This is a genomic window from Clostridium pasteurianum DSM 525 = ATCC 6013 (assembly GCF_000807255.1).
GTDB lineage: Bacteria > Bacillota > Clostridia > Clostridiales > Clostridiaceae > Clostridium_I > Clostridium_I pasteurianum.
This window is the reverse complement of record NZ_CP009268.1, coordinates 1,612,036-1,638,892: the sequence shown is the minus strand read 5'-3', so window position 1 is coordinate 1,638,892 and position 26,857 is coordinate 1,612,036. Positions and strand designations below refer to the sequence as shown.

General features: G+C 30.3%; 25 protein-coding genes and 2 pseudogenes. 7 read left to right on the top strand and 20 right to left on the bottom strand.

Annotated features, from left to right (window positions below):
- The first annotated feature begins 130 nt into the window (after positions 1–130).
- Together CLPA_RS07420 and CLPA_RS07415 are read left to right on the top strand one after the other, a co-directional pair.
- Positions 131–1,357: an IS91 family transposase gene (locus CLPA_RS07420; RefSeq protein WP_003444845.1), complete on the top strand. Its 1,227-nt coding sequence runs from the start codon at positions 131–133 to the stop codon at positions 1,355–1,357.
- A 15-nt stretch (positions 1,358–1,372) separates the two neighbouring features.
- A complete protein-coding gene (locus CLPA_RS07415) occupies positions 1,373–1,642 on the top strand; it encodes an SIR2 family protein (RefSeq protein ID WP_003441259.1) in 270 nt (89 codons plus the stop codon).
- Between the two features lie 210 nt (positions 1,643–1,852).
- Here the strand turns inward: CLPA_RS07415 and CLPA_RS07410 are convergent, their stop codons facing one another.
- From CLPA_RS07410 to CLPA_RS07365, 11 genes are all read right to left on the bottom strand, one after another.
- Positions 1,853–3,058 (bottom strand): ABC transporter permease, encoded by a 1,206-nt coding sequence (locus tag CLPA_RS07410; protein ID WP_003447221.1) that lies wholly within the window; start codon positions 3,056–3,058, stop codon positions 1,853–1,855.
- A gap of 45 nt (positions 3,059–3,103) precedes the next feature.
- Positions 3,104–3,796: an ABC transporter ATP-binding protein gene (locus CLPA_RS07405; RefSeq protein WP_003447223.1), complete on the bottom strand. Its 693-nt coding sequence runs from the start codon at positions 3,794–3,796 to the stop codon at positions 3,104–3,106.
- Between the two features lie 3 nt (positions 3,797–3,799).
- Positions 3,800–5,056, bottom strand: coding sequence for an efflux RND transporter periplasmic adaptor subunit (locus CLPA_RS07400; RefSeq protein WP_003447225.1), 1,257 nt, complete (start codon positions 5,054–5,056; stop codon positions 3,800–3,802).
- A gap of 161 nt (positions 5,057–5,217) precedes the next feature.
- Entirely contained in the window at positions 5,218–6,393 is a 1,176-nt protein-coding gene (locus CLPA_RS07395) for a hypothetical protein (protein ID WP_003447227.1), read from the bottom strand.
- A 292-nt stretch (positions 6,394–6,685) separates the two neighbouring features.
- Positions 6,686–6,811, bottom strand: a complete 126-nt coding sequence (locus CLPA_RS21885; protein ID WP_257786234.1) for a hypothetical protein — start codon at positions 6,809–6,811, stop codon at positions 6,686–6,688.
- 160 nt (positions 6,812–6,971) lie between these two features.
- Positions 6,972–7,892 carry a patatin-like phospholipase family protein gene (locus CLPA_RS07390; protein ID WP_003447229.1) on the bottom strand — a complete coding sequence of 307 codons (921 nt, stop codon included), beginning with the start codon at positions 7,890–7,892 and terminating at the stop codon, positions 6,972–6,974.
- A gap of 17 nt (positions 7,893–7,909) precedes the next feature.
- Entirely contained in the window at positions 7,910–8,713 is an 804-nt protein-coding gene (locus CLPA_RS07385; protein WP_003447231.1) for an ABC transporter permease, read from the bottom strand.
- Positions 8,697–9,470 (bottom strand): ABC transporter ATP-binding protein, encoded by a 774-nt coding sequence (locus CLPA_RS07380; protein ID WP_003447234.1) that lies wholly within the window; start codon positions 9,468–9,470, stop codon positions 8,697–8,699. Before CLPA_RS07380 ends, CLPA_RS07385 begins: the two co-directional genes overlap by 17 nt.
- 174 nt (positions 9,471–9,644) lie before the next feature.
- Positions 9,645–10,976, bottom strand: coding sequence for a nitrogenase component 1 (locus tag CLPA_RS07375; protein ID WP_003447237.1), 1,332 nt, complete (start codon positions 10,974–10,976; stop codon positions 9,645–9,647).
- Complete coding sequence (locus CLPA_RS07370; RefSeq protein WP_003447238.1) at positions 10,977–12,446, bottom strand: nitrogenase component 1; 1,470 nt, start codon at positions 12,444–12,446, stop codon at positions 10,977–10,979.
- A 423-nt stretch (positions 12,447–12,869) separates the two neighbouring features.
- Positions 12,870–13,268 (bottom strand): hypothetical protein, encoded by a 399-nt coding sequence (locus CLPA_RS07365; protein WP_003447240.1) that lies wholly within the window; start codon positions 13,266–13,268, stop codon positions 12,870–12,872.
- A gap of 588 nt (positions 13,269–13,856) precedes the next feature.
- Here CLPA_RS07365 and CLPA_RS21645 point away from each other — a divergent pair.
- The 3 genes and pseudogenes from CLPA_RS21645 to adc all read left to right on the top strand — a co-directional run.
- Positions 13,857–14,236, top strand: a pseudogene (locus CLPA_RS21645) (electron transfer flavoprotein subunit beta/FixA family protein); the annotation flags it as partial.
- Positions 14,237–14,310: 74 nt separating this feature from the next.
- Positions 14,311–15,021: pseudogene (locus CLPA_RS07360) on the top strand (electron transfer flavoprotein subunit alpha/FixB family protein); the annotation flags it as partial.
- A gap of 646 nt (positions 15,022–15,667) precedes the next feature.
- Positions 15,668–16,408: an acetoacetate decarboxylase gene (gene adc, locus CLPA_RS07355; RefSeq protein WP_003447244.1), complete on the top strand. Its 741-nt coding sequence runs from the start codon at positions 15,668–15,670 to the stop codon at positions 16,406–16,408.
- A gap of 185 nt (positions 16,409–16,593) precedes the next feature.
- Here the strand turns inward: adc and ctfB are convergent, their stop codons facing one another.
- From ctfB to CLPA_RS07310, 9 genes are all read right to left on the bottom strand, one after another.
- On the bottom strand, positions 16,594–17,259 hold the full coding sequence (gene ctfB / locus CLPA_RS07350; RefSeq protein ID WP_003447246.1) for a butyrate--acetoacetate CoA-transferase subunit B: 666 nt from the start codon (positions 17,257–17,259) through the stop codon (positions 16,594–16,596).
- Complete coding sequence (gene ctfA / locus CLPA_RS07345) at positions 17,260–17,913, bottom strand: butyrate--acetoacetate CoA-transferase subunit A (RefSeq protein ID WP_003447248.1); 654 nt, start codon at positions 17,911–17,913, stop codon at positions 17,260–17,262.
- Between the two features lie 420 nt (positions 17,914–18,333).
- Positions 18,334–20,913: a bifunctional acetaldehyde-CoA/alcohol dehydrogenase gene (gene adhE / locus CLPA_RS07340; RefSeq protein ID WP_003447250.1), complete on the bottom strand. Its 2,580-nt coding sequence runs from the start codon at positions 20,911–20,913 to the stop codon at positions 18,334–18,336.
- Positions 20,914–21,541: 628 nt separating this feature from the next.
- On the bottom strand, positions 21,542–22,570 hold the full coding sequence (locus CLPA_RS07335) for an ABC transporter substrate-binding protein (RefSeq protein WP_003447251.1): 1,029 nt from the start codon (positions 22,568–22,570) through the stop codon (positions 21,542–21,544).
- 321 nt (positions 22,571–22,891) lie between these two features.
- The gene (locus CLPA_RS07330; RefSeq protein WP_003447253.1) at positions 22,892–23,323 is read right to left on the bottom strand and encodes a PPC domain-containing DNA-binding protein; all 432 of its coding nucleotides are present in this window, start codon (positions 23,321–23,323) and stop codon (positions 22,892–22,894) included.
- 49 nt (positions 23,324–23,372) lie between these two features.
- A complete protein-coding gene (locus CLPA_RS07325) occupies positions 23,373–23,795 on the bottom strand; it encodes a hypothetical protein (RefSeq protein WP_003447254.1) in 423 nt (140 codons plus the stop codon).
- 85 nt (positions 23,796–23,880) lie between these two features.
- Positions 23,881–24,702 carry an MBL fold metallo-hydrolase gene (locus tag CLPA_RS07320; RefSeq protein ID WP_034829323.1) on the bottom strand — a complete coding sequence of 274 codons (822 nt, stop codon included), beginning with the start codon at positions 24,700–24,702 and terminating at the stop codon, positions 23,881–23,883.
- A 67-nt stretch (positions 24,703–24,769) separates the two neighbouring features.
- Positions 24,770–25,183, bottom strand: coding sequence for a nucleoside-diphosphate kinase (ndk, locus tag CLPA_RS07315; RefSeq protein WP_003447259.1), 414 nt, complete (start codon positions 25,181–25,183; stop codon positions 24,770–24,772).
- 73 nt (positions 25,184–25,256) lie between these two features.
- The gene (locus CLPA_RS07310) at positions 25,257–25,475 is read right to left on the bottom strand and encodes a hypothetical protein (RefSeq protein WP_003447261.1); all 219 of its coding nucleotides are present in this window, start codon (positions 25,473–25,475) and stop codon (positions 25,257–25,259) included.
- Positions 25,476–25,802: 327 nt separating this feature from the next.
- Between CLPA_RS07310 and CLPA_RS07305 the strand changes: the two genes are divergently transcribed.
- Positions 25,803–26,294, top strand: a complete 492-nt coding sequence (locus CLPA_RS07305; RefSeq protein WP_003447262.1) for a hypothetical protein — start codon at positions 25,803–25,805, stop codon at positions 26,292–26,294.
- Positions 26,295–26,449: 155 nt separating this feature from the next.
- Positions 26,450–26,794 (top strand): hypothetical protein, encoded by a 345-nt coding sequence (locus CLPA_RS07300; RefSeq protein ID WP_003447263.1) that lies wholly within the window; start codon positions 26,450–26,452, stop codon positions 26,792–26,794.
- The last annotated feature ends 63 nt before the right edge of the window (positions 26,795–26,857 follow it).

Sequence of the window (26,857 nt, the reverse complement as noted above, 5' to 3'; positions counted from 1 at the left end):
TTGTATAAAAATATTGCCCGGCAGGGCTTGAAAAATCTAATGTTAGAAGTTTGAGGAAAATATTACAAGTAATATTTTGGAATAGGATTTTTGATATAATTATTAGCAAATTTAGTGATTGGTGATGATTATGCAAGGTGTTATAAAACAAATATTTGTGGATAATTGGGAAAAATTCAGTGAGATATATAAAGGGAAAATTAGAGCTAACATAAGTAGAGAAGTTGATAAGATGATTAATTGTAAATCCTTAGATAATGGATTTATTGAGTTTAAGTGTGAAAATTGTGGTCATATAAAAAGAGTTGGATTTAGCTGTAAAAGTAGATTTTGTACCTCATGTGGTAAGAAAAAATCTGAAGAATGGTCTGATGAAATGGTGGCAAGACTTATTAACTCAAAGCATAGACATATGGTATTTACAATTCCACAGGAACTTAGAATATATTTTGCTAGGGATAGAAAACTATTATCATTATTACCTAAATGTTCAGCAAAAGCAATTATGAGCTGGTTTAGAGATTTAAATAAAAAAGAATGTTTTACACCAGGAATAATCTCAGTAATTCATACTTTTGGAAGAGACTTAAAATGGAATCCACATGTTCACTTAATTGTCACCGAAGGTGGTGCTGGAGAAATTACAATTTGGAGGAATACAAAACATATAAATTATACAGCACTAAGGAAAAGATGGCAAAAAATATTGTTAGACGAAATAGGAATTAATCTTAAAAGTGGAAAAAAAGAATTTAAAAAATTAAAAAATAAGCTATATAAAAGGTTAGAGAATGGATTTTATGTATATGGAAAAGGTGAAATAAAAACAGCAAAGCAAGCAGGAAAGTATGTTGGAAGATATACAGCAAGACCAGCTATCGCTGAATCAAGAATAATAAAGTATGATGGTAAAAAAGTAACTTTTCGTTATGAAAGACATGAAGATGGTGAAGAAGTTGTAGAGGAAATAGATGTTATTGATTTTATAGGTAGAGTAATAAGACACATACCAGAAAAGAATTTTAAGATGATAAGATATTATGGAATATATGCTAAAAACACAAGACATAAAAATAAATTTTTTAAGTTGGTAAATGAAAAAGTTGCTGAGTTCAAAAGAAAAATTAATAATTGGCAAACAAGAATACTTCTTACATTTGGAGTGAATCCATTAAAATGTGAAAAGTGTGGAACACAGATGAAATTTCATGATATATACTATAAAAATGTAAGTGTAAGAGAAAAATTTAAAGAGAAAATAATAGGTGAAAACAAAATAAAAATTGAAGAGATAATGTACAATTATGGTGTGATTAAGGGAATAATTCGTGATAAAATAGAGCCATTATATGTATAAAGGAAGGTAGTTATTATGGCTAAAAAGAATAAAAAAATAAAAGATAAACAAAGGGCAAAATATAAAGCTAAATTGAAAGAAAATTTAATTGAAGAAGACGGAGTCTTATATATATGTACAGAATGTGGAGTGGAAGAATATATACCAAGGGATGTAGTTGAGATGTTTGATGAAATAGATGATGAAAATGTAATTGAACCTCCTACATTTAGTTGCGAGAAATGCGGAGCTATAATGAAACCAAGAAAATATGACGGAGTTCATGGTATAACTTATGAGTATTAAAATGCGGAGCATCAATATGCTTCGCAAAGGTTTTAGCTTTATAAAAATATTATGAAATAGATATGCTAAGAAATGGGTCTAATTAAAGGGCTTCGCCCAAAAGAAGTTGAGCGAAGCGAAATAACGCGGCTGTGGCCGCTTTTTTATTAGTTAAATATTATATAAATGATTTATATCTGATAAATTGTTTATTTTTTTAATTAAATTTATTTACTCGTATCTTAAGGCTTCAATAGGATCCAGTGCTGCTGCCTTTTTAGCAGGGTATATTCCAAAGAATATTCCCACAGCAGAGGAAAATAATATAGCAAGAATTACTACAACAGGTGATACCACTGGAGTAACATCCACCGCCATGCCAGCCAGTTCAGCTCCGCCTATTCCAATTATCATTCCAATTATCCCACCAATAATAGAAATTATAACAGATTCCGTTAAAAATTGTAACATTATATTCTTAGTAGTGGCTCCAATAGCCTTTCTTATACCAATTTCCCTGGTCCTCTCAGTTACAGATACAAGCATTATATTCATAACCCCTATACCTCCAACTAGTAGAGAAATGGCAGCAACAGCTCCTATAAAACTTGTGAATATACCCAATACCTTGTTTATTTCTTCCAGCTGCTGAAATAAATTAGTGGCAGTATATACATCCTTTCCACGATTATTATGTCTGCTTTCAAGAATACTTACTGCACTATCCCCAGCAGCCTCTGCATTGTCTTTAGCATCTGCCGATAAAACCATACTGCTTATTTTAAAATTATCAGCATAAGTAGTTTGAAGAAAACTTATAGGCACATCCACACTAATGGGCATATTATTAGGACCGCCCCCAAACATAGCTGAAGATGCCTTTATACCTATAATAGTAACCTTTTTACCTGCATTTCCAGGACCAATATTCATAGTCTTACCTACAGCATCCGAATATCCAAACATCTGTTTTGCTGCATTTTCATCAATTACAGCTACTGCTTTTCCTTCATTTTGTTCCATTTCATTATAATATCTGCCATAAACTATATCATAATTTTGAATATAAGCATAATCTACAGTAGCACCAGTTATATTTGCATTTTTAGACTTAGTATCAGTTACTGCAAATCCTCCAGCCTGAAATACAGGGCTTACATATCTTATAACATCCACATTGTTTTTTATCTGATCTGTATCCTTTAAGTTAATATAGTCACTCTGCTGAGCTTTGCTGGCATCTACACTTACAGTAACCGTAGTTGCTCCTATTTTATTGAATTCGTCTGTAACAGCACTCTGTCCTCCTTGACCAAGAGATACAATTGCTATTACAGAGGCTATTCCTATGATAATTCCCAGCATTGTGAGAAAAGATCTCATTTTATTTGCCTTAATGCTTTCAAGAGCTATTTTAAAACTCTCTAAAAAACTCATAATTTATATCCTCCTTTGCAGTAATACTCAATAGTATTAGCACTATTACAACCTTATCCTGTCCTTTACCTCTTCATCAGAAATTATTTCTCCGTCCTTAAATCTTACAATTCTCTTAGTATAAACAGCCACATCTGGTTCATGGGTTACCATAACCACAGTAGAACCTTCATCGTTTAAATCCTGAAATATCTTCATTATTTCAAAAGTTGATTTTGTATCTAAATTTCCTGTGGGTTCATCTGCCATAATAACATTGGGTCTATTAACTATAGCTCTTGCAATGGCAACCCTTTGCTTTTGACCTCCAGATATTTCATTAGGTCTGTGTTTAACTCTATCTCCAAGCCCTACCTTTTCCAAAGCTTCCAAGGATCTTTCTCTTCTTTCCTTTGCAGGAACACCTGCATATACCATAGGAAGGGCAACATTCTCCAATATAGTCAATCTGGGAAGTAAATTAAAAGCCTGAAATACAAACCCTATTTCTTTGTTTCTTACCGCTGCCAGCTCATTTCCACTTAGATTCGAAACATCTTTTCCATTTAATGTATATACTCCGCTGTCCATTTTATCAAGACAACCTAATATATTCATAAAAGTAGATTTTCCAGATCCAGAAGGTCCCATAATTGAAGTAAATTCTCCCTTTTCAATTTTTAAGTTGACACCCTTTAATGCAGTAAAATTTATATCTCCAGTTACATACTTCTTAACTATATCTGTAACTTCAATCATAGTTTACTTACCCCCTGTACTCTTTGAATCTTTTACCGCAGTACCATTTTGTATTGAAGCACTAGGATTAAGTATAACTTTATCACCAACTTTAACTCCGCTATTTATCTGTGCCTGAGTATCTGACTGTAAACCAAGTTGTACTTCTTTTTGAACTGCTTTATCATTTGAAACAATAAACACATAATTCTTTCCTGACTTATCTGTTTTGATACTTTCAGCAGGAACTCTTATAGCATCATTCACTTCACCGGTTAATATATTTACATCTGCATCAAATCCTTCCACAAGGCCATCCTGTGGAGCATCTATGTCTATATCTGCTGGAAGAGTTGTATTTTGACCTGTGGTAGATGTAGTTGTCTGTGCTGTTGGTGCTACAAAGGACACTTTACCCTTGTAATCTTTATTTGCAAAAGTCAAATCCACAGTTTGTCCAGCTTTAACTTCTGATGCACTGTATTTATCTAAATTCACCTGTGCTTTAAAATTGCTTTGGTCTGCAATAACTACCGCTGCTCCTGAGGATACACCACCTGCTGCCGATGTTCCCACAACCTGTGAACTTCCTTCCGTAGCATTAACCTCCACAACTACTCCATCGAAATCTGCTACATTCTTATCTACACTTTCATTGGCATTTTTGCTGGCTGTATCCAAATTCAATTGTGCCAAGGCAATTTGATTATCAGCCTGCTTTAATTTTTCGGTAAGATCTGTTATGGATTGTTTTGTGGTTTTTAATTGAGTTAATGTAGAGTTTAATTGCTGAAGTTTAGTTGAGCCTCCAGTTTTATCAAAATTAGGATCACTTTTTTGTTGATTTTTCAGTTCATTTATCTGATTTTCAGTGTCCTTTATGTCTTTGTTAGTATCAGCCAATTTTTGATTGTTACTGCTCTGTGTATCTAAAAGTTCTTGTTTTTGGCTTCTAGCATTTTCTAAGTTTAGCTGAGCCTGCTTTACTGCTGAAGAAGTATCCTGAACTTCATATGTAACTAATACATCCCCTTTTTTTACTTTATCTCCTACTTTTACATTAACAGTTTTAACTTTGGATTGCTGTGGTGCAAAATAACTCTTGGTGTTTTTAGATTTTATTGTGGCGGTTGTAGAAAGATAGGCATTTATGTTTCCCTTTGTAACTGTAGTAGTTCTAACGGTTGTGAAGCTGCCCTTATTTTTAGCAGACACTCTTAGTCCCACAATACCTACAATAACTGCCACTATTATAATACCAGTAATAATTTTCTTCTTCATATTAAATATCTCCCCCTGTATTTTTATCTTAATATTAAAATTGAGCAAATAACTTATTAAACAGTATTTCGATTAAGGATTATTCGCCCAATATAAATTAATATTATATTTTGTTTCTAAATTTTTTATAAAATAATTATTAAGTTTTTATAAATTATACTCTATTTAAACTTAAAATTAAATTTTTTTCTACTTTTATAACTATTTTCATCATTTAATTTCGAATAAGGAGATCTATTGGTTTTTATAATATATATTGCTGCTAGAATTATTATAACCACTATCATAGAAAATCCTATAATCTTTTTCTTTAAAGAGTTATCCTCTGCTCCAGCCTCTAGAGTTTCATATTTATAAGATACATTATAGGGACCAAAGGATCCATAACTTTCCTTTCCATTCTTATCTACAGCCTTATAGTGTATATACCATGTACCCTTTTTATCGAATTTCAATGGCGAAGAATACTTAATCCACTTTTCATTGTTATTTGTGCTCTTACTATTGGATAATACATAATAAATTTCTTTTAAATCCTTGTTATCACTACTAAGTTTTATTCCATTGGACTTTTCCTCTAAAATTATATTACCCTTGCTTAAACTGGCATCAATTACAACCTTATTTTCTTCCTTAGCTGCTTCTTGAACATTATTTTGCTGATTTACTGGTGCTGTATTCTGTTCAGCAGCATTTATTACTGCTTCATTTTGTGTAGTATCTCCATTACTTAATTTTGAGGTTGAAGTTGAAGTACTATTATTGTTGCTGTTTGTGCTAATACTGCTGTTGCTAATAGAACTACTGTTATTAGTTCTTCTCTTACTGGAGTAGTTACCTGTAGAACTGCCTGAACTAGATTTTACTGAAGAATTTGAAGCCGCTTCAGTATTGGCAGATGGAGTACTTTGCTGCTGAGATTGTTTTGGTATAGTTGGTTCTGCTGGAACCACCACTTCTGAAGGTGTTGATGGTTCCGTAGGTGTCGTTGGTTTTTCTGGCTCTGCTGGTTCTTCCACATTAGAACCACTATTATTTTTAGATTCATTTGAATTGTTTGCAGGTTCACTGTTATCAGATGGCTTAGTAACATTACCATTATCTGAATTATCCGATGTATTAGATGTGTCATTGTTTTTCTTCTCTTCAGTACTAGAAGAATTGGTATTAGAATTGCCTTCCGGAGCTAATAATGCTATATTTTTAGTATTCTCTATAGAAGTATTAGATATGAAATCATTTTTGAATTGTCCAAAAAAATTAAATTCATTAACTGATAAATTGATACCAATTAGAAAAATTAAAATGATTGGTATGAATTTTATTTTTTTCTTCATGTTTTATCCCCTTTATTCTAATATTTTATCTTAAGATTAATTCCAAATTATGTAGTTAATCATATTTTACATTCTTATATAATAAGTGTCAATTATGCTGAGTCATATAATTAAAACTATTATCATTTTCATATTAGTGGAAAAAGACGAAGGTCAAGGCAAAGTATAAAGTTCAAAGAACAAATATCAGATGAGGGAAAATTTCGTCCTTTAATCCCATTATGCACTAAAAAAAGAGATGTATCAAAATCAATAAATATATTGAATCTGATAACATCTCTTTTTTAATATTCTATCTTTCCCCTCTTACTAATCCGCTGGTGGTATGTTTTTTAATCTCATCATTATGAATTTCTTCTGGTTTAGAATGTTTCATCTGCTGCTTTCTGGTCTTCTTTTTTCCAACTTCATGAGACATAAAATCACTTCCTTTTTTAGATTTTTAATATATGAAATACTATAATATTTTTAACTGTTAAAAGTGATTTTATTCTTATACCTATTGATATAAATGTATTAAACAGAGTTATCTATTTTTTATTAATCTAAATTAACCTAATCACATCATACCTCTTCAGTTACTTACAGTATCTTAATACATAATCAGCAAAATCCCATTTTTCTAGAAATGTCTTAGCACTATTGTATCCGGAATTATACAATTCAATTGTCTTTTTCTTAGATAGATCAAAATCTGTACTATTTACTCCCGCCGTTGGAATGTTAATAGTTCTAACACTATTTTTATCTGCTACATAAACTTCCTCATCTCTGTCAAAAGCAGTATTTATAACATCCATTGAATAAGTGAGTAAATTACTTTTTCTCTGTACTACATTTTTTTCACAATCATTTACTAATCTAAAACCAAAAGTAGGCCATTTAGGTGCACCACCGCCATCATCATCAAATATCCATATAGGAAAATTGCTTATAAGTCCTCCATCTACAATATAATTTATTTTATTGTTATATTTTAACTTCACCGGTTTAAAAAAAAATGGAATACTTGAACTCATTCTTACTGCCAGTGCAATACTGAATTCATCTGGGTCTATACCATAATCCTTTAAATCATCTGGCAGAATTAAAATCCTCCTCTTGGTAACATCTGCTGCAATTATTTTTAATATAATTCCATCCTTTTTTAGATCCTTAAATTTAGTTTTCCCCTTTTCCCATAACCTTTGAAACATCCAATTTTCTATTACACTGCTGTCATATACTCCATAGTCATTTACTAATTGAAAAATATTTCCTACTACAGGAATTTCATTCAATATATTTTTTTTTAGCATTTTTACATAGTTCATATCCATCATAATTTCTTTTAATTCTTTTCCTGTGTATCCTGCTGCTAAAAGAGCAGCCACAATGGACCCTGCAGAAGTTCCAGCTAAATTATTCCACTGATAATGTTGTTCTTCAAGATAGTTTACAGCTCCTACAAAAGCTATACCCTTAACTCCTCCTCCTTGGAATACCGCATCAACCTTCATGCCGTAAAACCTCCCTATTATTGCTGAAATTTAGAACTTATTTTCTTTTCTATTAAAGATACTATTTCATACATTACATAGGCTAAAAATGCAAGAATTATTATGCTCATCATTACCATATCAAGCTGGGATATCTGTCCTCCATAAACTATTAAAAATCCAAGTCCCTGCTTAGCTACAAGAAATTCTCCCATTATAACTCCTACCCAGGAAAGTCCAACACTAATCTTAAGTGCAGAAACTATAGTAGGTATAGAAGCAGGTATTATAAGATTGGAAAGAATCTGACCCTTATTTGCTCCAAAGGTTTTTAAAAGCTTTATTTTATCCCCATCTACTTGTCTGAATCCATCTAAAATACTTATTATAGTGACTACAATAGATATTAAAAGGGCAATTACAACTATGGCCTTTATTCCATTGCCTACCCAGAATATTATAATTGGTGCTAAAGCTACTTTAGGCAGTGCATTAAGTACCACTAAATAGGGATCTAAAACTCTTGATACAAAATTAGACCACCACAAAAGTACTGCAATTACCGTCCCGAGTAAAGTTCCAATAGTAAATCCTAAAATTGTTTCCATACAAGTTATACCTATATGACTAAATAGAGTTCCTTCCTCATATATAGTAACTAGACTTTTAAAGGCTCTTGAAGGTGTACTTATAAGAAAAGGATCTATCCATTTTAAATCTCCCGCTGCTTCCCACAGAGCAAATATTCCAATTAATATTAATATTCTCGTAAAAAAAACCATAATGTTGTGTCTTTTCATGGCTTTTATATATTCTTTATGTTCTCTACTTTCCCGAATCATTTAAATCAAACTCCTTCCAAATACTATCAAAATAATATCTAAACTTAGGATGTTCTCTTCTGTTTAAAGGAGTCAGGGAGTCATCCTGAAAATCTATAGCAATATCTTTTTTTATTCTAGCAGGTCTGTTTGAAAGAACTATAACTCTTCCAGACATTGAAATGGCTTCTGAAATATCGTGGGTAACCATTATGGCAGTTTTATTTTCCTGCTTTATTATTTTAAAAATTTCATCACTGGCTTTAAGTCTGCTCTGATAATCTAGTGCAGAAAAAGGTTCATCCAGTAGTAGAACTTCTGGATCAAGAGCCAAAGTTCTTATTAGTGCCACTCTTTGCCTCATACCACCAGATAATTCACTGGGATGATAATTCTTAAAGTCCTCTAGACCATAATGAACTAATAAATCTTCAAGCTTATCTTTATTTTCTTTGGTAAGTTTGTGCTGCACTTTTAAGCCAATACATACATTGTCCCAAACTGTAAGCCACTCAAAAAGATGATCTCTTTGGAACATATAACCTATCTTTGTAGTCAATCCTTTAATCTCTTTGCCATCCATAAATATATGTCCTTTAGAGGGCTTTATAAGTCCGCATATTACATTCAAAAGAGTAGATTTACCACAGCCGGAAGGTCCTACAACACTTAAAAATTCACCTTTCTTAAGTTTAAAACTTATATCTTTTATAGCTTCTGTTTCACTTTTCATAGAATGATAATTTACAAATATATGTTGTATATCAATTTTATTCATATTACATCCCTCACAGCAATATCATGATATATTATTATATGAAAACCATGGGGGCAAAGTGATTGTTAAACGTAAAAATAAAAAGCAGCAGTTAACCTTATAAACTGCTGCTCTTACATATTATTTCTATGATAATTAGATATATAGATAGAGTTACTTATATATCTATCATTTTTAAACAGTTACTCCAAATCCGCTTTTATTGGCAACGGCTGTGTAATAATCAGCAAATAAACTTATACCTCCTGTATATCCAAAATAATTTTTATTTCCTATAATAACATCCCCATAAGGAGCTGATATTGGTATAAAGGGTATTTTTAAGTTCTGAGCCAATGCATCATCCCAGGAAGAACCCAAAAGAACAAATTTTTCTGGTGACTTCCTGTTTTTTAGTTCACTAAAGGCTATACCAGGATCACCTGTAAAGAATACATCAATTGTATGTTCAAATTCTACATTCTGAAAATACTCTTTTATTTTTTCCTGATATTCCTTTGGTACATCCTCAACTATATAAATTTTTTCAGGTATAAATCCCAGATCATTAATTAAAAATCTTGTTGTTGATAGTGCTGCAGAGGCACTGGAGACTATTACATATTTTTTTATAAGTGGTCTGCAGTGATAAATCCACCCGAGAGATCTATTAATGTAATAGTAATATCGATCTTCTTGTCTTTTTATATAATCCTCAACTACTTTTCTATCTAGGGAAACATAATCTGCCAATTCACGAAGAAACCTGCTGGTTTCCGTAGGTCCTATAGGAACTGCAGGATAATGGAAAAAAGGAGTATTAAAACGTCTTTTCAGTTCTTTTGCAATATCTAAATCCACCCATGGAGATAAAACCAAATTAAATTCTGCCTGAGGTATTTTTTTTAGGTTATCTATTCCCTTTTCATAACCATAAATTATATTTGCATTTAGTCCTATAGAATTGAACATATTTTCAATTTCCTCTAATATACCATTCCACATGGTATCGTAATAGGGAACTATTCCCCAAACATTTACCTGTCCCTTATCTATAGTTGATGAGGGCTCTAAATATTGATCTATTATAGATTTTAAAATTTCACTATGGCCATATAAATTATTTCCCTTAAAGCCCGGTATTTCTGCATGCAAAACAGGCACTCTGCTTTCAGAAAAATAACTTGCAACTTCCTCCATATCATCACCTATGATGGATGCTGTACATCCTCCTACAGCAATAATCATATCAGCTTTGTAGTTTTCCAAAGCACCTTGTATTATTTTTTTCAAACGCTGTTTGCCTCCAAATATTACATCAGATTCACCAAAATCTGTACAAGGTATAATACTCTCCTGATAAGAATAGGCATTTTGTCCACCATTACATCCTCCAAGTATTGATGCTGCCTGACTCTGGCAACCGGGTCCGCAATGTAAAACAGGCAAAACATTGTCAATGGCAAGAGCTGTATATATTCCACCGAGAGCACAGGCTGTTCTCTGCTGTTCTGAGCACATATCCATTTACTTCACCTCCATTAAATATGATTGTGGTTTACTGCTCTCAAATTTATTGGTAAAAGGTGATACATATCTTCTTCCCAGTTTTTTCACAAAATTATTATTTTCCAGTTCATTTACAACAGTTCTTCCAAAGGCCACTAGGCCATCATACCCAAACACCTCTAGTGATATTTTTGCTTCAATTGCTGGTATTCCCATTTTTACGCCCCATACACTGGCACCATGAGCTCTTGAAACAATAAAATCAGGTTCATTATTTTTAACCAGCAAGTATGTTTCAAACTGCTGAGCGTCATTCACACTTATTTCCATATCGTAATCAAACTCCTCTGCATCTTTTGCAGCTGCTACTAAATCATCAGATTGATTGTCAAGTTTAGGATCGTAATGATATGCTACTGTATGTAGTACCTTGACCCCGAGCTCTCTTAAAATTCTCGTATATTCAAAGGCATAACTTGCACCTAAGGCTACAAAGGCAGTTTTACCCTTTAATTTATTCTTTATATAATTCAATTCATTTTCATATTTTTCTCTATATTGTCTAATAACCTCTTTAGCAATATCTTCTTTTTTTACGAATTTTGCTATATCCATGTAAAATCGTTCAAATCCTATTCCTCCAAAGGGTAAATGTGACTGAAAATATTTAATTCCAAACAGCTGCTCAAGTGCACCTGCCAGATAACTTGACTGTGCACCGCATTGACCAAAAGATGCTATAGATTTTGAGGCTCTTTCATAATCTTCAATACTTGAATTTCCCGTTATATAAACTACTTTTAATCCAAGTTTTTCAATATAATAATCCATTCTCTCTCTGTCTATTCGAGTAAATGCAATATAATTTATAGTATTTTTCTTTTCTTTAGGCACTTTAATTATAGTATTGGCAACAGCATGACAGTATGCATCAAATCCCGATGCCCATATTTTAGATTTAATTCCTTCACTTGCTGCATATCCTACTACAATGCCAAGTTCCTCAGACATTTCCTGGACAACACTATTTACATCATCTCCTATAATACTTGAAGTACAGCTTGTTGAAACATATATTGCCTTTGGTTTATGTCTTCTATAGGCTTCTCTAATGGCATTCTTTAACTTTTTAATACCTCCAAAAATAGTATCACTTTCTTTCATATTACTGGAAACCACCACCAAATGCTTCTTTTCTCCAGATTTATTAAAATTAACACGATTTCTGTTAATACTAAAATTAATCATTCCAGAAGAACACCCTGCAGGGGCATGATCCACTACAACCACATCTTTAATTGCAGCTAATTGGTTCACTGCATGGGTATGACTGCAACTGCTGGCAGTGCTGAAACAGCGTTTTTTATTTGTAAGACAACCACTGCATCCCTGATTTATCAGATTTTTAAAAGTTCCATGATATCCTGTAATGGATCCCAGTCTCTGTTCCCTACTCTGCGATTCCGGTATATCTAAACGTAATGCCATTTTAATATCCTCCCATAATCCCAATATTTAATACTTTAAGGCTTTTATAATATGCAAAAAAGGCTTTATAGATAACATTTATAGTGTCATAAAAGTACCAATTTAATCAAACTGTTATGAACTGAAATAATTATCAGAACATTTATTTTATTAATTAGTATTTTCTTATAACATTACAAAGATTAAAATATAAAACCTCTAGATTTCTAGTCAGATGAAAAAATAAAACTGAGCTTATACTTAATAATATACTTGTTATGAAACAAATAACCTATTAAATATATTGTTTATATATGAAAACTTATTAATACAATTATATTTGTTTTGTATTTCTATGTCAATACACATTTTCCTACTTTAATTTTTATAATTCTTACTCCATTTAGCAAAATACTATAAAACAAATTTTTCTCTTTGATAATTTTATTTTATAGTATCTATCACGTTAACATTATAATTTTTTAAATTGCCTCCCATATTCTCAATAATACTTTTTGCCTGTTCTGCACCCCTGTTATCTGCATCAACTATTACCCTATAATTTATATCTGCCAGTTCTTCAAAGCTTCCCATGCCGCTTACCATTGGATTTGCTGCTTTTATGGCAGAAGTTGTTTCATCAGCGCTGTAATTTTCAGTATCCAGTATAAGTGTAGATAAGTTAACTCCATTTTTAGCCCCTGCTACTCTCGAAGAGTGATGCATATTAGTTACATAATGGCTATTTAAATCCACTACAGAATTTTCAAAACCTTCCCTTTTCAATACTTCTACAGCTTTATTTGCATTTTTTATTCCACTGAAAAATCCTTCAATTTTCATACTGTATCTCTCCTAACTATATTCACATAAACGATTTAAATATTAGAATTTCAATTATAGCTTTATACTAACTGAATAAATTAATTACTAAATAAATATATTGTTATTAGAATATTTTTTCTCCATAAAAGATTTTTATACTTTATAAATGAACAGATGAATGAAAATGTAATGATTAAGAAAATATTGATTAATTTACAAAAGTTTTTAACTATAAATAAAATTAATTATTAAAGACAGCGCATAATTAATTTGCATTTTTAATATAAATATGTTAATATTTACATATAGTATAATCAACCTAATTGATGGTAGTTACAAAACTACCTATTTTTTTATCTGTTATTAAAACTCATTGCATTTAACATAAATAATTTTTTTACGTACTACTTAACCTCTTTCACAGCCTTCGCAGCAAAATCTGTATTTACGAGTTTACTAAAAGCTGGTCTTTTCTTGATTAAACTACTGTTATAACCTTGGATTATATCCATTATGATTTTACTAAAAAACTTCCTAAGAATTCAAAAAACGCATCTTATAAATACGATAACTTCTCTATTCAAACTAAAATGGCGGAATAACTAAAATATACCTCATATTGCCAATGTAATTGATATTGCTGAAGTTAAGGACAATTCTATAGTAGTTACTATGGACATGCAAATACTATAGAAACAGTAGAGGCTAAATACCCTTATTTACTTACAGTTGAAAAAGATATAAACTAACCTAGACTTCCTTCCTATAAGAAAAAGCTTGAAACTAAGGATAAAGATATAAAGGTAATAAGTTTAAAGGATTTTGAAGATCAGAATGAAAATAGATATGGATTAAATGGTTCACCAACTCAGGTTGAAAGAATCTTTCCACCAGTACATGATATTAAGAGAGAAAAATTTGAAGGTACTGGAGAAGAAATAGGAAAACAAATTGCTGATAAACTTAAAGAATTAAAATTTATATAGAATAATATTTAGTTTTAAGATTTCATCTATGTGGAATTGTAGAATCTACATAGGAATATAGGAGGAAGATTATTATGGGTAAGTTGTTCGTTCATCAAGAAAAGTTAACAGATGAAATTATAAAAGATTTAGTTAAGATATGTCCTTTTGGAGCCATAGAAGAGAAAGACGGAAAAATTGAAATGAATGCAGGCTGTAAAATGTGTAAGCTCTGTGTTAGAAAAGGTCCAAAGGGAGTAGTAGAATTTATTGAAGAGAAAGTTGAAAGTATAGATAAAGGCCTTTGGAATGGAGTTGCGGTTTATGTTGACCATGTAGAGGGAAACATTCATCCTGTAACCTTTGAGTTAATAGGAAAAGCTAAGGAATTGGCGAAGAGAATAAGTCATCCTGTATATGCAGTATTTTTAGGCTATAATATTTCTGATAAGGCTGAAGAACTTTTACATTATGGTATTGATGAAGTATTTGTGTATGATGATGAAGCTCTTAAAGACTTTAGAATAGAACCCTATACTGCAGCAGCAGAAGACTTTATAAATAAAGTTAAGCCTTCAACTATATTAGTTGGTGCTACTACCATTGGAAGATCTTTAGCACCAAGAATAGCGGCTAGATTTAAAACTGGTCTTACATCAGACTGTACAATACTTGAAATGAAAGAAAATACTGATTTAGTTCAGATAAGACCTGCTTTTGGTGGAAACATAATGGCTCAGATAATAAATCCTAATCACAGACCGCAGATGGCTACTGTAAGATATAAAGTTATGAACGCACCAGAAAGCTATCTCATTATGCAGCATCTCAATATAACTATAGTAAGTCAGTAAATAAGATCTAGGAATATAATAAGTCCTAGGTTTTATTTTTTTATAAATATGATTGTAAATAGCTAAACTTTTATGTAAAACAAAATTACAGTACAAATAAAAAACTCATAGAAAAGTATAGACAACTTTTTACTTTCGCTTTTTATTTAATACCATTAGATTCATAATTCCAAGTAATAGTGCTAGCCCTTTTACTTTATATGGATATTGTGTTATATTATTATTAGAAATACTTTATAAGGTATTTCCAATAATAATATAACATTCGAGGCGATTCAAGGTGAAAAAATAATTAGTGAAAATGCAATTTAATTGCTCTCTAAGATCTAATAATCAATAAAACATATCTATATTTAAATTGAAATTAAACCTTTTTTTAAATTTATAAAAATACCTAATTTTTGAAGAGTATAAGTAATAATTAAATCCTTTAATAAAATATAGATTTTTAATTGATTTTAGAGTATGTATTAAATCTATTTTAAAAAGGATAATGGCATATCCTGAGTAGTATTTATGTTTTACATTTAAATACTAAATTCCAATTTAATTATTGAGAAATTGCCAAATATAGTTAAAAGTAAGAAGATGAATTTTTATGTTAAAAAGTGAAGTATCTAAACAAATTTCTATGCCACTAACTGCTCCAGCATTTCCAAGAGGTCCTTATAAGTTTCATAATCGTGAATATCTTAATATTGTATATCGTACAGATGCAAATGCTTTACGTAAAGTTGTGCCAGAACCTCTTGAATTAAATGAACCATTAGTTAGATTTGAAATGATGGCTATGCCTGATGTAAGTGGATTAGGATCTTATACCGAATGTGGACAGGTTATTCCTGTAAGTTTTAATGGTAAAAAAGGTGACTATTTGCATATGATGTATTTAGATAATCATCCAGCTATTGCTGTTGGAAGAGAACTTAGTTCTTATCCTAAGAAACTGGGTTATCCTAAATTGTTTGTTGATTCAGATACATTAGTCGGTACATTAGATTATGGAAAATTAAGAGTACTAACTGCCACTATGGGATATAAGCATCAATCTTTAGATATAAATGAAGCACGTAACCAAATTTGTAGTCCTAATTATATGTTAAAAATTATACCCAATTATGATGGAACTCCAAGAATTTGTGAGTTAGTATGTGCACAAATTACAGATATTACTATACACGAGGCATGGACTGGTCCTGCAAGATTACAATTGTTCGATCATGCTATGGCACCATTTAATGATTTGCCTGTAAAAGAAATAGTATCTAGTTCTCATATTCTTACAGATTTAACTCTTCCTGCGCCTGAAGTAGTATATGATTATCTAAAAAATAGTTAAAATATATTATTTTATAAAAAGTGCCACCAATATTTGGTGGCATTTTCTTATGGTCTTTTTAAATATTATATGATTAAAAATATGAATTATATAAAACAATTATTATTAATACCTCTTATTTTACAATACTACTTACAATATATTTATTAATATTAATTGTATAATTAACTTTTTACAATATTAACTTAAATATTCATAATTTCAACTTTGTCAGGAATAATTAAATTTGCTTCTGTTAAAGACTTAATTTCATTAATAGTTGTATCTTTATTAATTTCTTTTAGTAGCAAACCATCAGATGTTACTTCTATTACACAAAGTTCTGTAACAATTAAATTTACTTTACCTTCTGCAGTAAGTGGCAGAGTGCATTTTTTTAAAATTTTTGGTTTTCCTTTACGGGTATGCTGCATTGCTATAATTACTTTTTTAGCACCGGTTACTAAATCCATAGCTCCACCCATTCCTGCTATCATCTTTCCTGGAACAATCCAATTAGCTAGGCTACCATATTGATCTACTTGTAAAGCACCAAGCACAGTAACATCAACATGTCTACCTCTAATTAAAGCAAAGGATGTAGAGCTATCAAGGAAAGTTCCTTCAGGTAGTATAGTTACACATTGTCCACCTGCATTTATTATATTTGAGTCCTCATGGCCGTGGGTAGGCATTGATCCCATTCCAACCATTCCATTTTCTGATTGAAACGTAATTTCAAATTCTTTTGGAATGTAATTTGCAACTAAGGTTGGAAGCCCTATTCCTAGATTTACAAGTTGCCCATCTTTTAGTTCCTTGGCAACTCTTTTTGCTATAATTTCTTTTGCTAACTTTATATCTGTAATCAATTAAGCTACCCCCTTTACTATATAATCTACTAACACTCCTGGGGTCATTACATATTCTGTTTCTAATTGGTTACATTTCACTAATTTTTCAGCTTCAACTATTACTTTTTCAGCAGCCATTGCTATATAAGGATTGAAGTTTTTGGTAGTTCCCTTATAACAGGTATTCCCAAACTCATCTACTACACTTCCTTTTACTAGAGCTACATCTGCTTTTAATGGAAGCTCTAATAAATATTCTTTACCACTAATTGTTAGTTTTTGTTTTCCATCTTCTACAACTGTTCCTAGTCCAGTTTGAGTTAATACCCCACCTAAACCTGATCCACCTGCACGTATTCTTTCAATTAATGTTCCTTGAGGTGAAAGTTCTACATTCATCTCACCAGTAATTATTTTTCTTCCTGTTTCAGGATTGGTACCGATGTGAGAAGCAATAACTTTTTTTACTTGACTATTTACTATTAGTCTCCCTATACCTTTATCTGGGAAACTAGTATCATTACTTATAATCGTTAGATTTTTTACATTTAAATCAATTAACATATCAATTAATCCATCAGGTGTACCACAATCTAAAAAACCGCCAATCATAATAGTCATTCCATCCTTAAAAATAGACCTCAAATTCTCAAATTTAACTACTTTATTCATTTCATAATCCCTTCTTTTTATAGTTTGACTAAATTAAAAAATTTCAATATACAGATTAATATTAATAAGAAAAGCAGTTAAATTCTTTATTTAGTAGCTTTAATCATATAATATTAAAAGATCATGTGCACTATAATTAGTTGCCTATAAAGTATTTTACTACCAATAATTCTATATTCAACCTTTTAGCCTGATATATTAAATCATATTCAGTTAAACCGTTACCAAACAAAGTAATAAAAATATATCTCTACCATTTACCAAATAATACAGATATATACTATAAAATACTAATTTAAATATGTAAACTAAAATGTTACCAAAAATAATAAACATGTATTTCCATTATTTGATGAACTAATGAAAATACATGTTATAAATTACTAGTTTTAAAGATAAACTATATTTACATATTATTCGTTAATCAAAAACATTTATAAACATTTGTTTAATTTCACTTGTCAATGGGAATCTAGGATTGGCTCCTGTACATTGATCATCAAGTGCTAGCTCTGATATTTTGTCTAAAGTTGCATAAAAATTCTTTTCTGAAACTCCTGCATCCTTAATAGTTAAAGGTATATTCAATTTTTCTTTTAATTCATGAATAGCCTTAATTAAGAGTTCAACTTTCTCTTTATCTGTATTACCGCCTAATTTTAGATAATCTGCAATTCTTGCATATCTCCATATAGCATTAGGATATTTATATTGAGGAAATGGAGCCTGTTTTACTGGGTTATCTACCGCATTAAATTTAATAACCTCTTCAATTAATAATGCATTAGCAATTCCATGTGGTATATGATGTTCTGCCCCTAATTTATGTGCCATAGAATGACATACACCTAGGAAAGCATTAGCAAAAGCCATACCTGCCATAGTTGATGCATGGGCCATTTTTTCTCTCGCTTTTTCATTAGTAGTTCCTTCTAAATAAGCCTGAGGTAAATACTTAAATATTAACCTTATTGCTTCTAGTGCTAGTCCATTTGTATATTCTGAAGCAAGTACTGACGTATAAGCTTCTATACCATGAACTAATGCATCTATACCAGATGCTGCTGTTAATCCTTTAGGCATATTCATCATTAATTCAGCATCAATAATAGCCATATTTGGAGTTAATTCATAATCTGCCAATGGATATTTAACCCCAGTTTTCTCATCTGTTATTACAGCAAAAGGAGTAACTTCTGATCCTGTACCAGCTGAAGTTGCTACAGCTATCATCATAGCTTTTTGGCCAAGCTTTGGAAAATTATATATTCTTTTTCTTATATCCATAAATCTCATAGCTAAATCTTCAAATCTTACTTCAGGATGTTCATATAGTATCCACATTATTTTTGCAGCATCCATTGGAGAACCTCCACCAAGAGCTATTATAGCATCAGGCTTAAAACGCAGCATTTCCTCAGCACCTTTTCTAGCTGTAGCCAAGGTAGGGTCTGGTTCTACCTCATTAAATACCTTAAAAGCAACACCTATTTCTTCAAGAATCTTTATAATAGAATCAACATATCCTAGTTTATATAAAACTTTACCTGTTACTATAAAGACTCTTTTTTTATTTAAATCCTTTAATTCTCTTAATGCAAATTGAAGGCAACCAAATTTAAAATATATCTTTTGAGGAACCCTAAACCAAAGCATATTTTCTCTCCTTTCAGCTACTGTTTTAATATTTAAGAGATGTTTTGGACCAACATTTTCTGATACTGAATTTCCTCCCCACGAACCACAACCTAGTGTAAATGAAGGAGCTATCTTAAAATTATATAAATCACCACTTGCGCCTTGCGCTGTTGGTATATTAACAAAAGTTCTTACTGTTTTCATAGCGTTACTAAATTTATCTATCTTGTCCTTTGCTTTTGTCACATCTGCGTATATCCCTGAAGTATGTCCAAGTCCTCCTAAATTAACAAGGATTACAGCTTTATTTAATGCATCATCAAAATTTTCAGCATTATACATTGCAAGAATTGGAGACAATTTTTCATGAGCAAAGGGTTCTTCTTCTCCTAAAGAAGTAACTTCTCCAATAAGAACTCTTGTGGTCTTAGGCACACTTATTCCTGCCATTGAAGCTATTTTATATGCAGATTGACCTACTATATCAGGATTTATACTTCCATTTACAAAAATTATTTTTCTCATTTTATCTAATTCATTTTCCTTAATTATATAAGCGCCTCTTTCTTCAAATTCCTTTTTAACTTTATCATATATTGAATTTAAAACTATTACTGATTGCTCTGAGGCACATATAACTCCATTATCATAGGTTTTGGAAAGAATTATTGAACTTACTGCCATCTTTATATGTGCAGTTTCATCAATTATAACAGGAGTATTTCCTGGACCAACTCCAATTGCTGGTTTACCAGATGAGTAAGCAGATTTAACCATGGATGGCCCTCCTGTAGCCAGTGTTATATCTGATTTCTGCATCAAATATTGAGTTAATTCAATTGAAGGTTCATCTATCCATCCTATTATTCCTTCTGGTGCACCTGCTTTAACAGCTGCATCAAGTATTATTTTAGCTGCTTCTATTGTTGAATTTTTTGCTCTTGGATGTGGTGAAAATAATATACCATTTCTTGTCTTCAGAGCTATTAATGACTTGAATATCGTTGTAGATGTAGGATTTGTTGTAGGTATTATAGCAGCTATAACCCCTATTGGTTCTGCAATTTTAGTAATACCATAAGGTTCACTTTTTTCTATAACTCCACAGGTCTTTTCATCTTTGTACTCATTATAAATATATTCACCTGCAAAATGATTCTTTATAACTTTATCTTCTACAAGTCCCATACCAGTTTCTTCTACTGCTAGTTTTGCAAGTGGTATCCTCGCATCAATTGCTGCCATGGCGGCTTTTCTAAAGATCTCATCAACTTGTTCTTGAGAATAAGTTGAAAACTTTCTTTGAGCAGATCTAACTTTCTCTAACCCTATGTCCAACTCATCAGTTTTTGTAATTTTCATAAATATACACTTCTTTCTTAATATTTATTATATTCCAAAAACAATGTCTATAGATTAAGTATAGATATTATTTAATGAAAACCTATTCATAATAGTATTGCTAATTATTTAACATAAATATAGTTTAAAAAATTATTTTATAAGTAAAAATAACTTTTTAATATCATATATAATATTCTATATTATATATGATATTATATTTAGCGCAAATTATATACTACAAATTATATTTTTTTGATATTTAATACTTTAATGTTATTATATAACATTAAAGTATATATGTCAAAACTTTCACAATTATAAACATAAATATACCTCTAAGCTACTTAATATAAACATAAAAAGAAGACCATTTTTCTCTTCTCCATTTATTTCATCTACTAGTCTCATTTGTTTTGATATCATAAACAAAAATATACAATTACAATATCTAATATATTACAATTACATTTGTACCTTTTTCAAATATATCAGTTATGCCAAAAAATTTTATATCAAGATAATAGTCTTTGAATTAATCCGCTTTCTATTAGATACATCTTATAACTTTTCTGAAATCATAATAAAAACATCATGAAAATTTATTAACCCGTAACAAATTTCCATGATGCTTTTTGTTGTATAATAATTACTTAACCTCTTTCACAGCCTTCGCAGCAAAATCTGTATTTACGAGTTTACTAAAAGCTGGTCTTTTCTTGATTAAGCTACTGTTATAACCTTGGATTATATCCATAAGTCTGTTTATATCATCTTCCTTTATTACAGGATCAGTAGCATAGGCATTTACAGCTCTATAGTTCTTCACATTTTCCTGTATAAGTTTTACATCCGTTCCTGGGAAGAAGGATTTAATCTTTTCAGCCACTGCTGCATCACTATTACTATTTACCCATTTTTGTCCCTTGTAGATAGCATTAGTAAATTTTTGAATCACATCAGGATTTTTATCTATATAGGATTTTGTTGCGAAATAGCAGGTATAAGGTATAGCACCTGCTGCTGCTCCTATGGATGCTTCAATATATCCAGAATTACTCTTTTTTAAAATACTTGCTGTAGGTTCAAAAAGTGCTACATAGTCACCAGTACCAGCTTTAAAAGCTCCTGAAGTAGCAGTAAAGTCAATATTTGTTATTATTTTTACATCCTTTTTAGGATCTATTCCATGATTCTTAAGTACATATTCCAGTGCCATTTCTGGTACTCCGCCTGGTCTTCCTCCAATAATAGTTTTACCCTTTAAGGATTCCCATTTAAAATCCTTTTCTTCATTTCTTCCTACAAGAAAAGATCCATCCCTCTGAGTAAGCTGTGCAAAAACTACAGGATAATCTTCTTTATTTTGGTTTTGAATATAGATAGACTGCTCTGGTCCGCAAAAACCTATGTCTGCATTTTTACTTATTACCTGCTGCATAGTTTTATCTGCTCCCTGCCCAGTGCTAATATCCAGCTCTAACCCTTCTTCTTTAAAATACCCTTGATTTATAGCCGCATACATAGGTGCATAAAATACTGAACGGGTTACTTCATTAAGTTTTACTTTTTTAATAGAAGTTTTGCTGTCAGTACTGCTGCCGCAGCCTGTAAAAACACTTACAATTAAAATTACAGATAAAAGCATCGCAAAAGAATAAAATAACTTTTTCTTCATAGCTACCTCCTAAAGCATTACAAAAAAACAATGCTAAATTTTAAATTCATTGTTACATAATATGAATTTGAGGTAACTTTTGACACAAAAATTTTTATTGAAGCAAGTTCTTAATTCCGGTGGGGATTCTTTTACCCCATCTGAATTTTAGAACTGCAAATGCATGACTTACTTGGCGTCGAACTCCCACTTTAAGAAAAGTAGAGAGCCCAAATTTTAATTTGGTGCGAATCACTTTCACAGAGTGCAGGCAGAGAACCAAAATCTTCTTTTCGATTTTGTGTGAGGGCTGTACAGAGTGCGTGGAAGACTTACGCCAAGTTAGTTAGGTGAAAATTTAAATATATTGATTTTTAAATCTGGATCTTTGTCCCTCCCCACTTCTGTTTCCATTTCATCTATAAGTATTTCCGCAGTTATACTCACATAGGCACTTTTAACATGTCCCGCATATGCATTACATTCTATATCTGCAATAGTTGCATGGAGATGCACATAAATATCATCTTTATCTAAGCTTGTTATATTTCCTATCAAGGATGTAATTTCAAAGTCTCCTGAGAAATCTCTTAAATTATAAGCCTTCTTTTTTACATCAAAGACTCCCAGTTTCAGCTTATTGGCAGCACCAATTCCACTTATGAAAGCACATTTTATATTTTTTTCTTTGAAGAAACTTTTTAGAGTGGAAATAATTTCTTCTCCTTTGTCCAATCTCAATATCCATTTATTATTAACCTTTTTAAATTCCAAAATTTATCCCCCCATACCATCTAAATATATTTTTGTGAATTTCTATCTATTAAAAAGATATAGTATTAAAACTTCCATTCCATTTTTCTGTTTTGGACTTTATAATATTTTTCATAACATCTGCCATCTTTTCTGTAATAATTCCCTTGTTTAATACCTCATCTACCTTTTTACACTTTACTTCTATTATACTATCTTTAAGCTGTTTTTCAGTAATTCCATTTCTTTTAGCTAAATCAAAGGCATTTTTTCCCGAATCTTTAGATTTCTGTATATCTTCTTCTGCAAAACCTAAACGTTCTTTTAAAAAATCTTCTATGGAAATTCTAAACTGAACTAATTTTTCCATTACAACAGCATCATTTTTAGTACTAGTATAGCCTCTGGAGTCTTTTACTTCAGCATAAGCAGTGCTTACTGTATTTAACATAAAAAGTAAAAATAAAACTGTAATTAAACTTCTTTTAAACATAGTTATTCTCCTTTAAAATATATTCTATATTGGTATTATTAGAAAAATAACAATTATTTATACTTTTTAGCAATTTTAACATTAATTATATCTTCACAGTTCCTCCTACATCAATAATCTTTATTTTTTTATCATCTATAGCTTTAAGTGTCTTTTCTGTTTCCTCATCTTCATCCTGAGCTAAAATATAGGTTTTGTAGTGAATTGGTACCATTATTCCAGAATCCATCATTTTAAACATTTGGTAACTTTCCTTAGGTGTACAATGCATCTTTGTAAATTCATCAGGCTTATAACATCCTACAGGCATTATAGCTGCATTAAGTGTAAGTCCTTTATATATATCTGTAAAGGCCGTATCCCCAGCAAACAATACCTTTTTATCTCTATGCTGGATTATATAAGAATTACTATCACCAAAGCCAAGTCCAGGATATCTTCTTCCTACATGATTTGCCTCTACAGCTGTAATTGTTATAGCCTTATCTCTATATATCTGTCCAGCACTTAGAGTATGTATATTTTTAAAGCCTCTAAATCTAAGCATATTTTTTATGCCCTTTGGGACAATAATTGGAGTTTTTTTATTAAGCCTGCTTAAAACTTTGTAATTTAGGTGATCCATATGACCATGGCTTATAAGTATATAATCCAGACTGATATCAGTTAAATCTATAGATGGATTTACCAGTCTTTTTAAGTGGCCAAGATTTCCTTCCACAGGATCTGTTAAAAATACTTTTCCATACATATTTATAACAGTAGTGGCATGTCCTACCCAATGAATTGAATTTTCCACAATGGGATCAACCTTTGGAATTCTCTTAGGAACTCTATACACCTTTAAATTACGTTTATTGAGTTCATACATATAACCAAATATTTTAATAATTCTGGGCTTTTTCATAGTTATCAACTCCAAAATAAAAAGTAAAGGTACTTCATTCCCTTTACTTTTTATTTTAATATTATTTTTAATAATTTTCAAACTCAGGAAACCAGATTCCTATTTCCCTCTTTGCATTTTCACTATTATCAGATGCATGAACTAAATTTCTTGTAGTTCCATCAGCATAAATTCCCCTTATAGTGCCCATAGCTGCAATTTTAGGATCTTTATTACCATGAATATTTCTTACAATTGCTATTGCATCCGTTCCTTCTAATATCATGGCACAAAGCCTGCTCTCAGTTATATATTCAATTAATTCATTAAAATATTCTTTCCCCCTATGCTGACTATAGTGATCCTCTGCTAATTTTTTGCTAGCTTTTAGCATTTTTAAAGCAATTATGTTAAGATTTTTTCTCTCATAAAATCCTACAATTTCTCCTATTAATTTTCGCTTAACTCCATCTGGTTTTATTAACACCAAGGTTCTTTCCATAAAACACACCCTCCTACAATAAGATAAAATCTTATTTGTTGGAATTTTATTATACTGTCACAACTAAATTAATTTATAAATATTCTACCTTTTCATATTCTTCTTCAAAATCTAATACATATTCCTCATCCATATAATCATTGTAATGTAGTTTTCTGATTTTGTTGTTAGATTTTCCTGTAATTGATTTAAAAGGACATTCCCCATTTGTATCTTCTAAATTATAAAACGCACAATTTTCAAAACATTCAACATACTTATTGCTACTACTTAAAAAAGGACATTTCCCCATAATAACACTCTCCCCTAAAAAATGTTAATGATAATGTTTACATCTGTTTTTTTCTATTATATATTATTATAATAAAAAAATAAATAGTTTTTTCCAAATTTATACCAATTAACAAAAATTTAAAATATATATTATTTTTATAGATATTAATGAATTTTATATTGGTATAAAAAATATAACTATTAATATATTTGTATATCTATCAAAACTATATACTAAACACAGCCTATTTTTTAATATTAACTCTTTTAAATTACAGTATTTTAGACTATAATTTTTACATAGTAATTTTTTGTTTCATATTGACTTTTTAAGGAGGATTTTGTTTTGAAGAAGAAATTATTAGATTATGTAATAATTTTTGTAATTTGTTTTTTTATATCGCCAATTATACTTTATATTTTTTTGAATTCATCTTTTTTTAATAAATATAATCTTTATTTCGATACAATTGTATATGTTAAAATGTATTATAGACTAACTTTTAGTGGTTTATTCATACTGTCATTAATTCAACTTTTTAATTATTTGTTCAAAAAATTAATATCAAGAAGGCCCATAGTAAAAGCCAATCTTATATCCATTGAAAAAATATGTACAATGCCTACAAATTTTACAATAATAAAAGATACTGAATGTATTGAAAATTATATCGTAAAATTTAAACATAATGACGAAATAATTGATATTACTATTTCAAAAAAGAACATAAAAAGTGATTTAACCTCTGATGAGAAACCCTATGTTGAGTATCAGTATATCGATTTAATAAACTTGTTTAATAAATTTCTAAACATAAAAGTCCATACGAAGAAATAAACTATTTTTTAAACACTAAACAATTTTACTATATAAAAATAATTATGTGAGAACTGATTTATCTTTATATATTTCTAATAAATTGTTATAGTGTTTTATTTTTTTACTTTTTAGGGAATACTATTTACAAATAAGAATTTGAGAGGAGTGTTATCATGTTTGTTACTAGTATTTCCTTTTCATATTTTTTTCTAGGTATAGCTTTAATTTCATTAGCATTCTGTATTTATTATAAAACCCTTATAGTAAAAACTTCTCCAGATAATAGATCTAGAGATAAAATAATTGGTAAAATGAAGGATCCTGTATCCTGGAGAAAAAAGAATAATATAATGGGAAGCACTTATATATTTTGGTGTTTAGCTTCTTTAGCTTTATTTATATATTTTAAATTCTTTTTTACAGCAGGTTTAATACCAATATATTATGTATTTATATATATTGGAGTTATGGCCATATCTATGTTTTCTATAAATCTAGCAGGAAAAAAATCAGTTTAAATTTATTCCATGATTAAATTTATATAACTTTAATCATAAAAGAAATTTTCATCTAGAATCTAA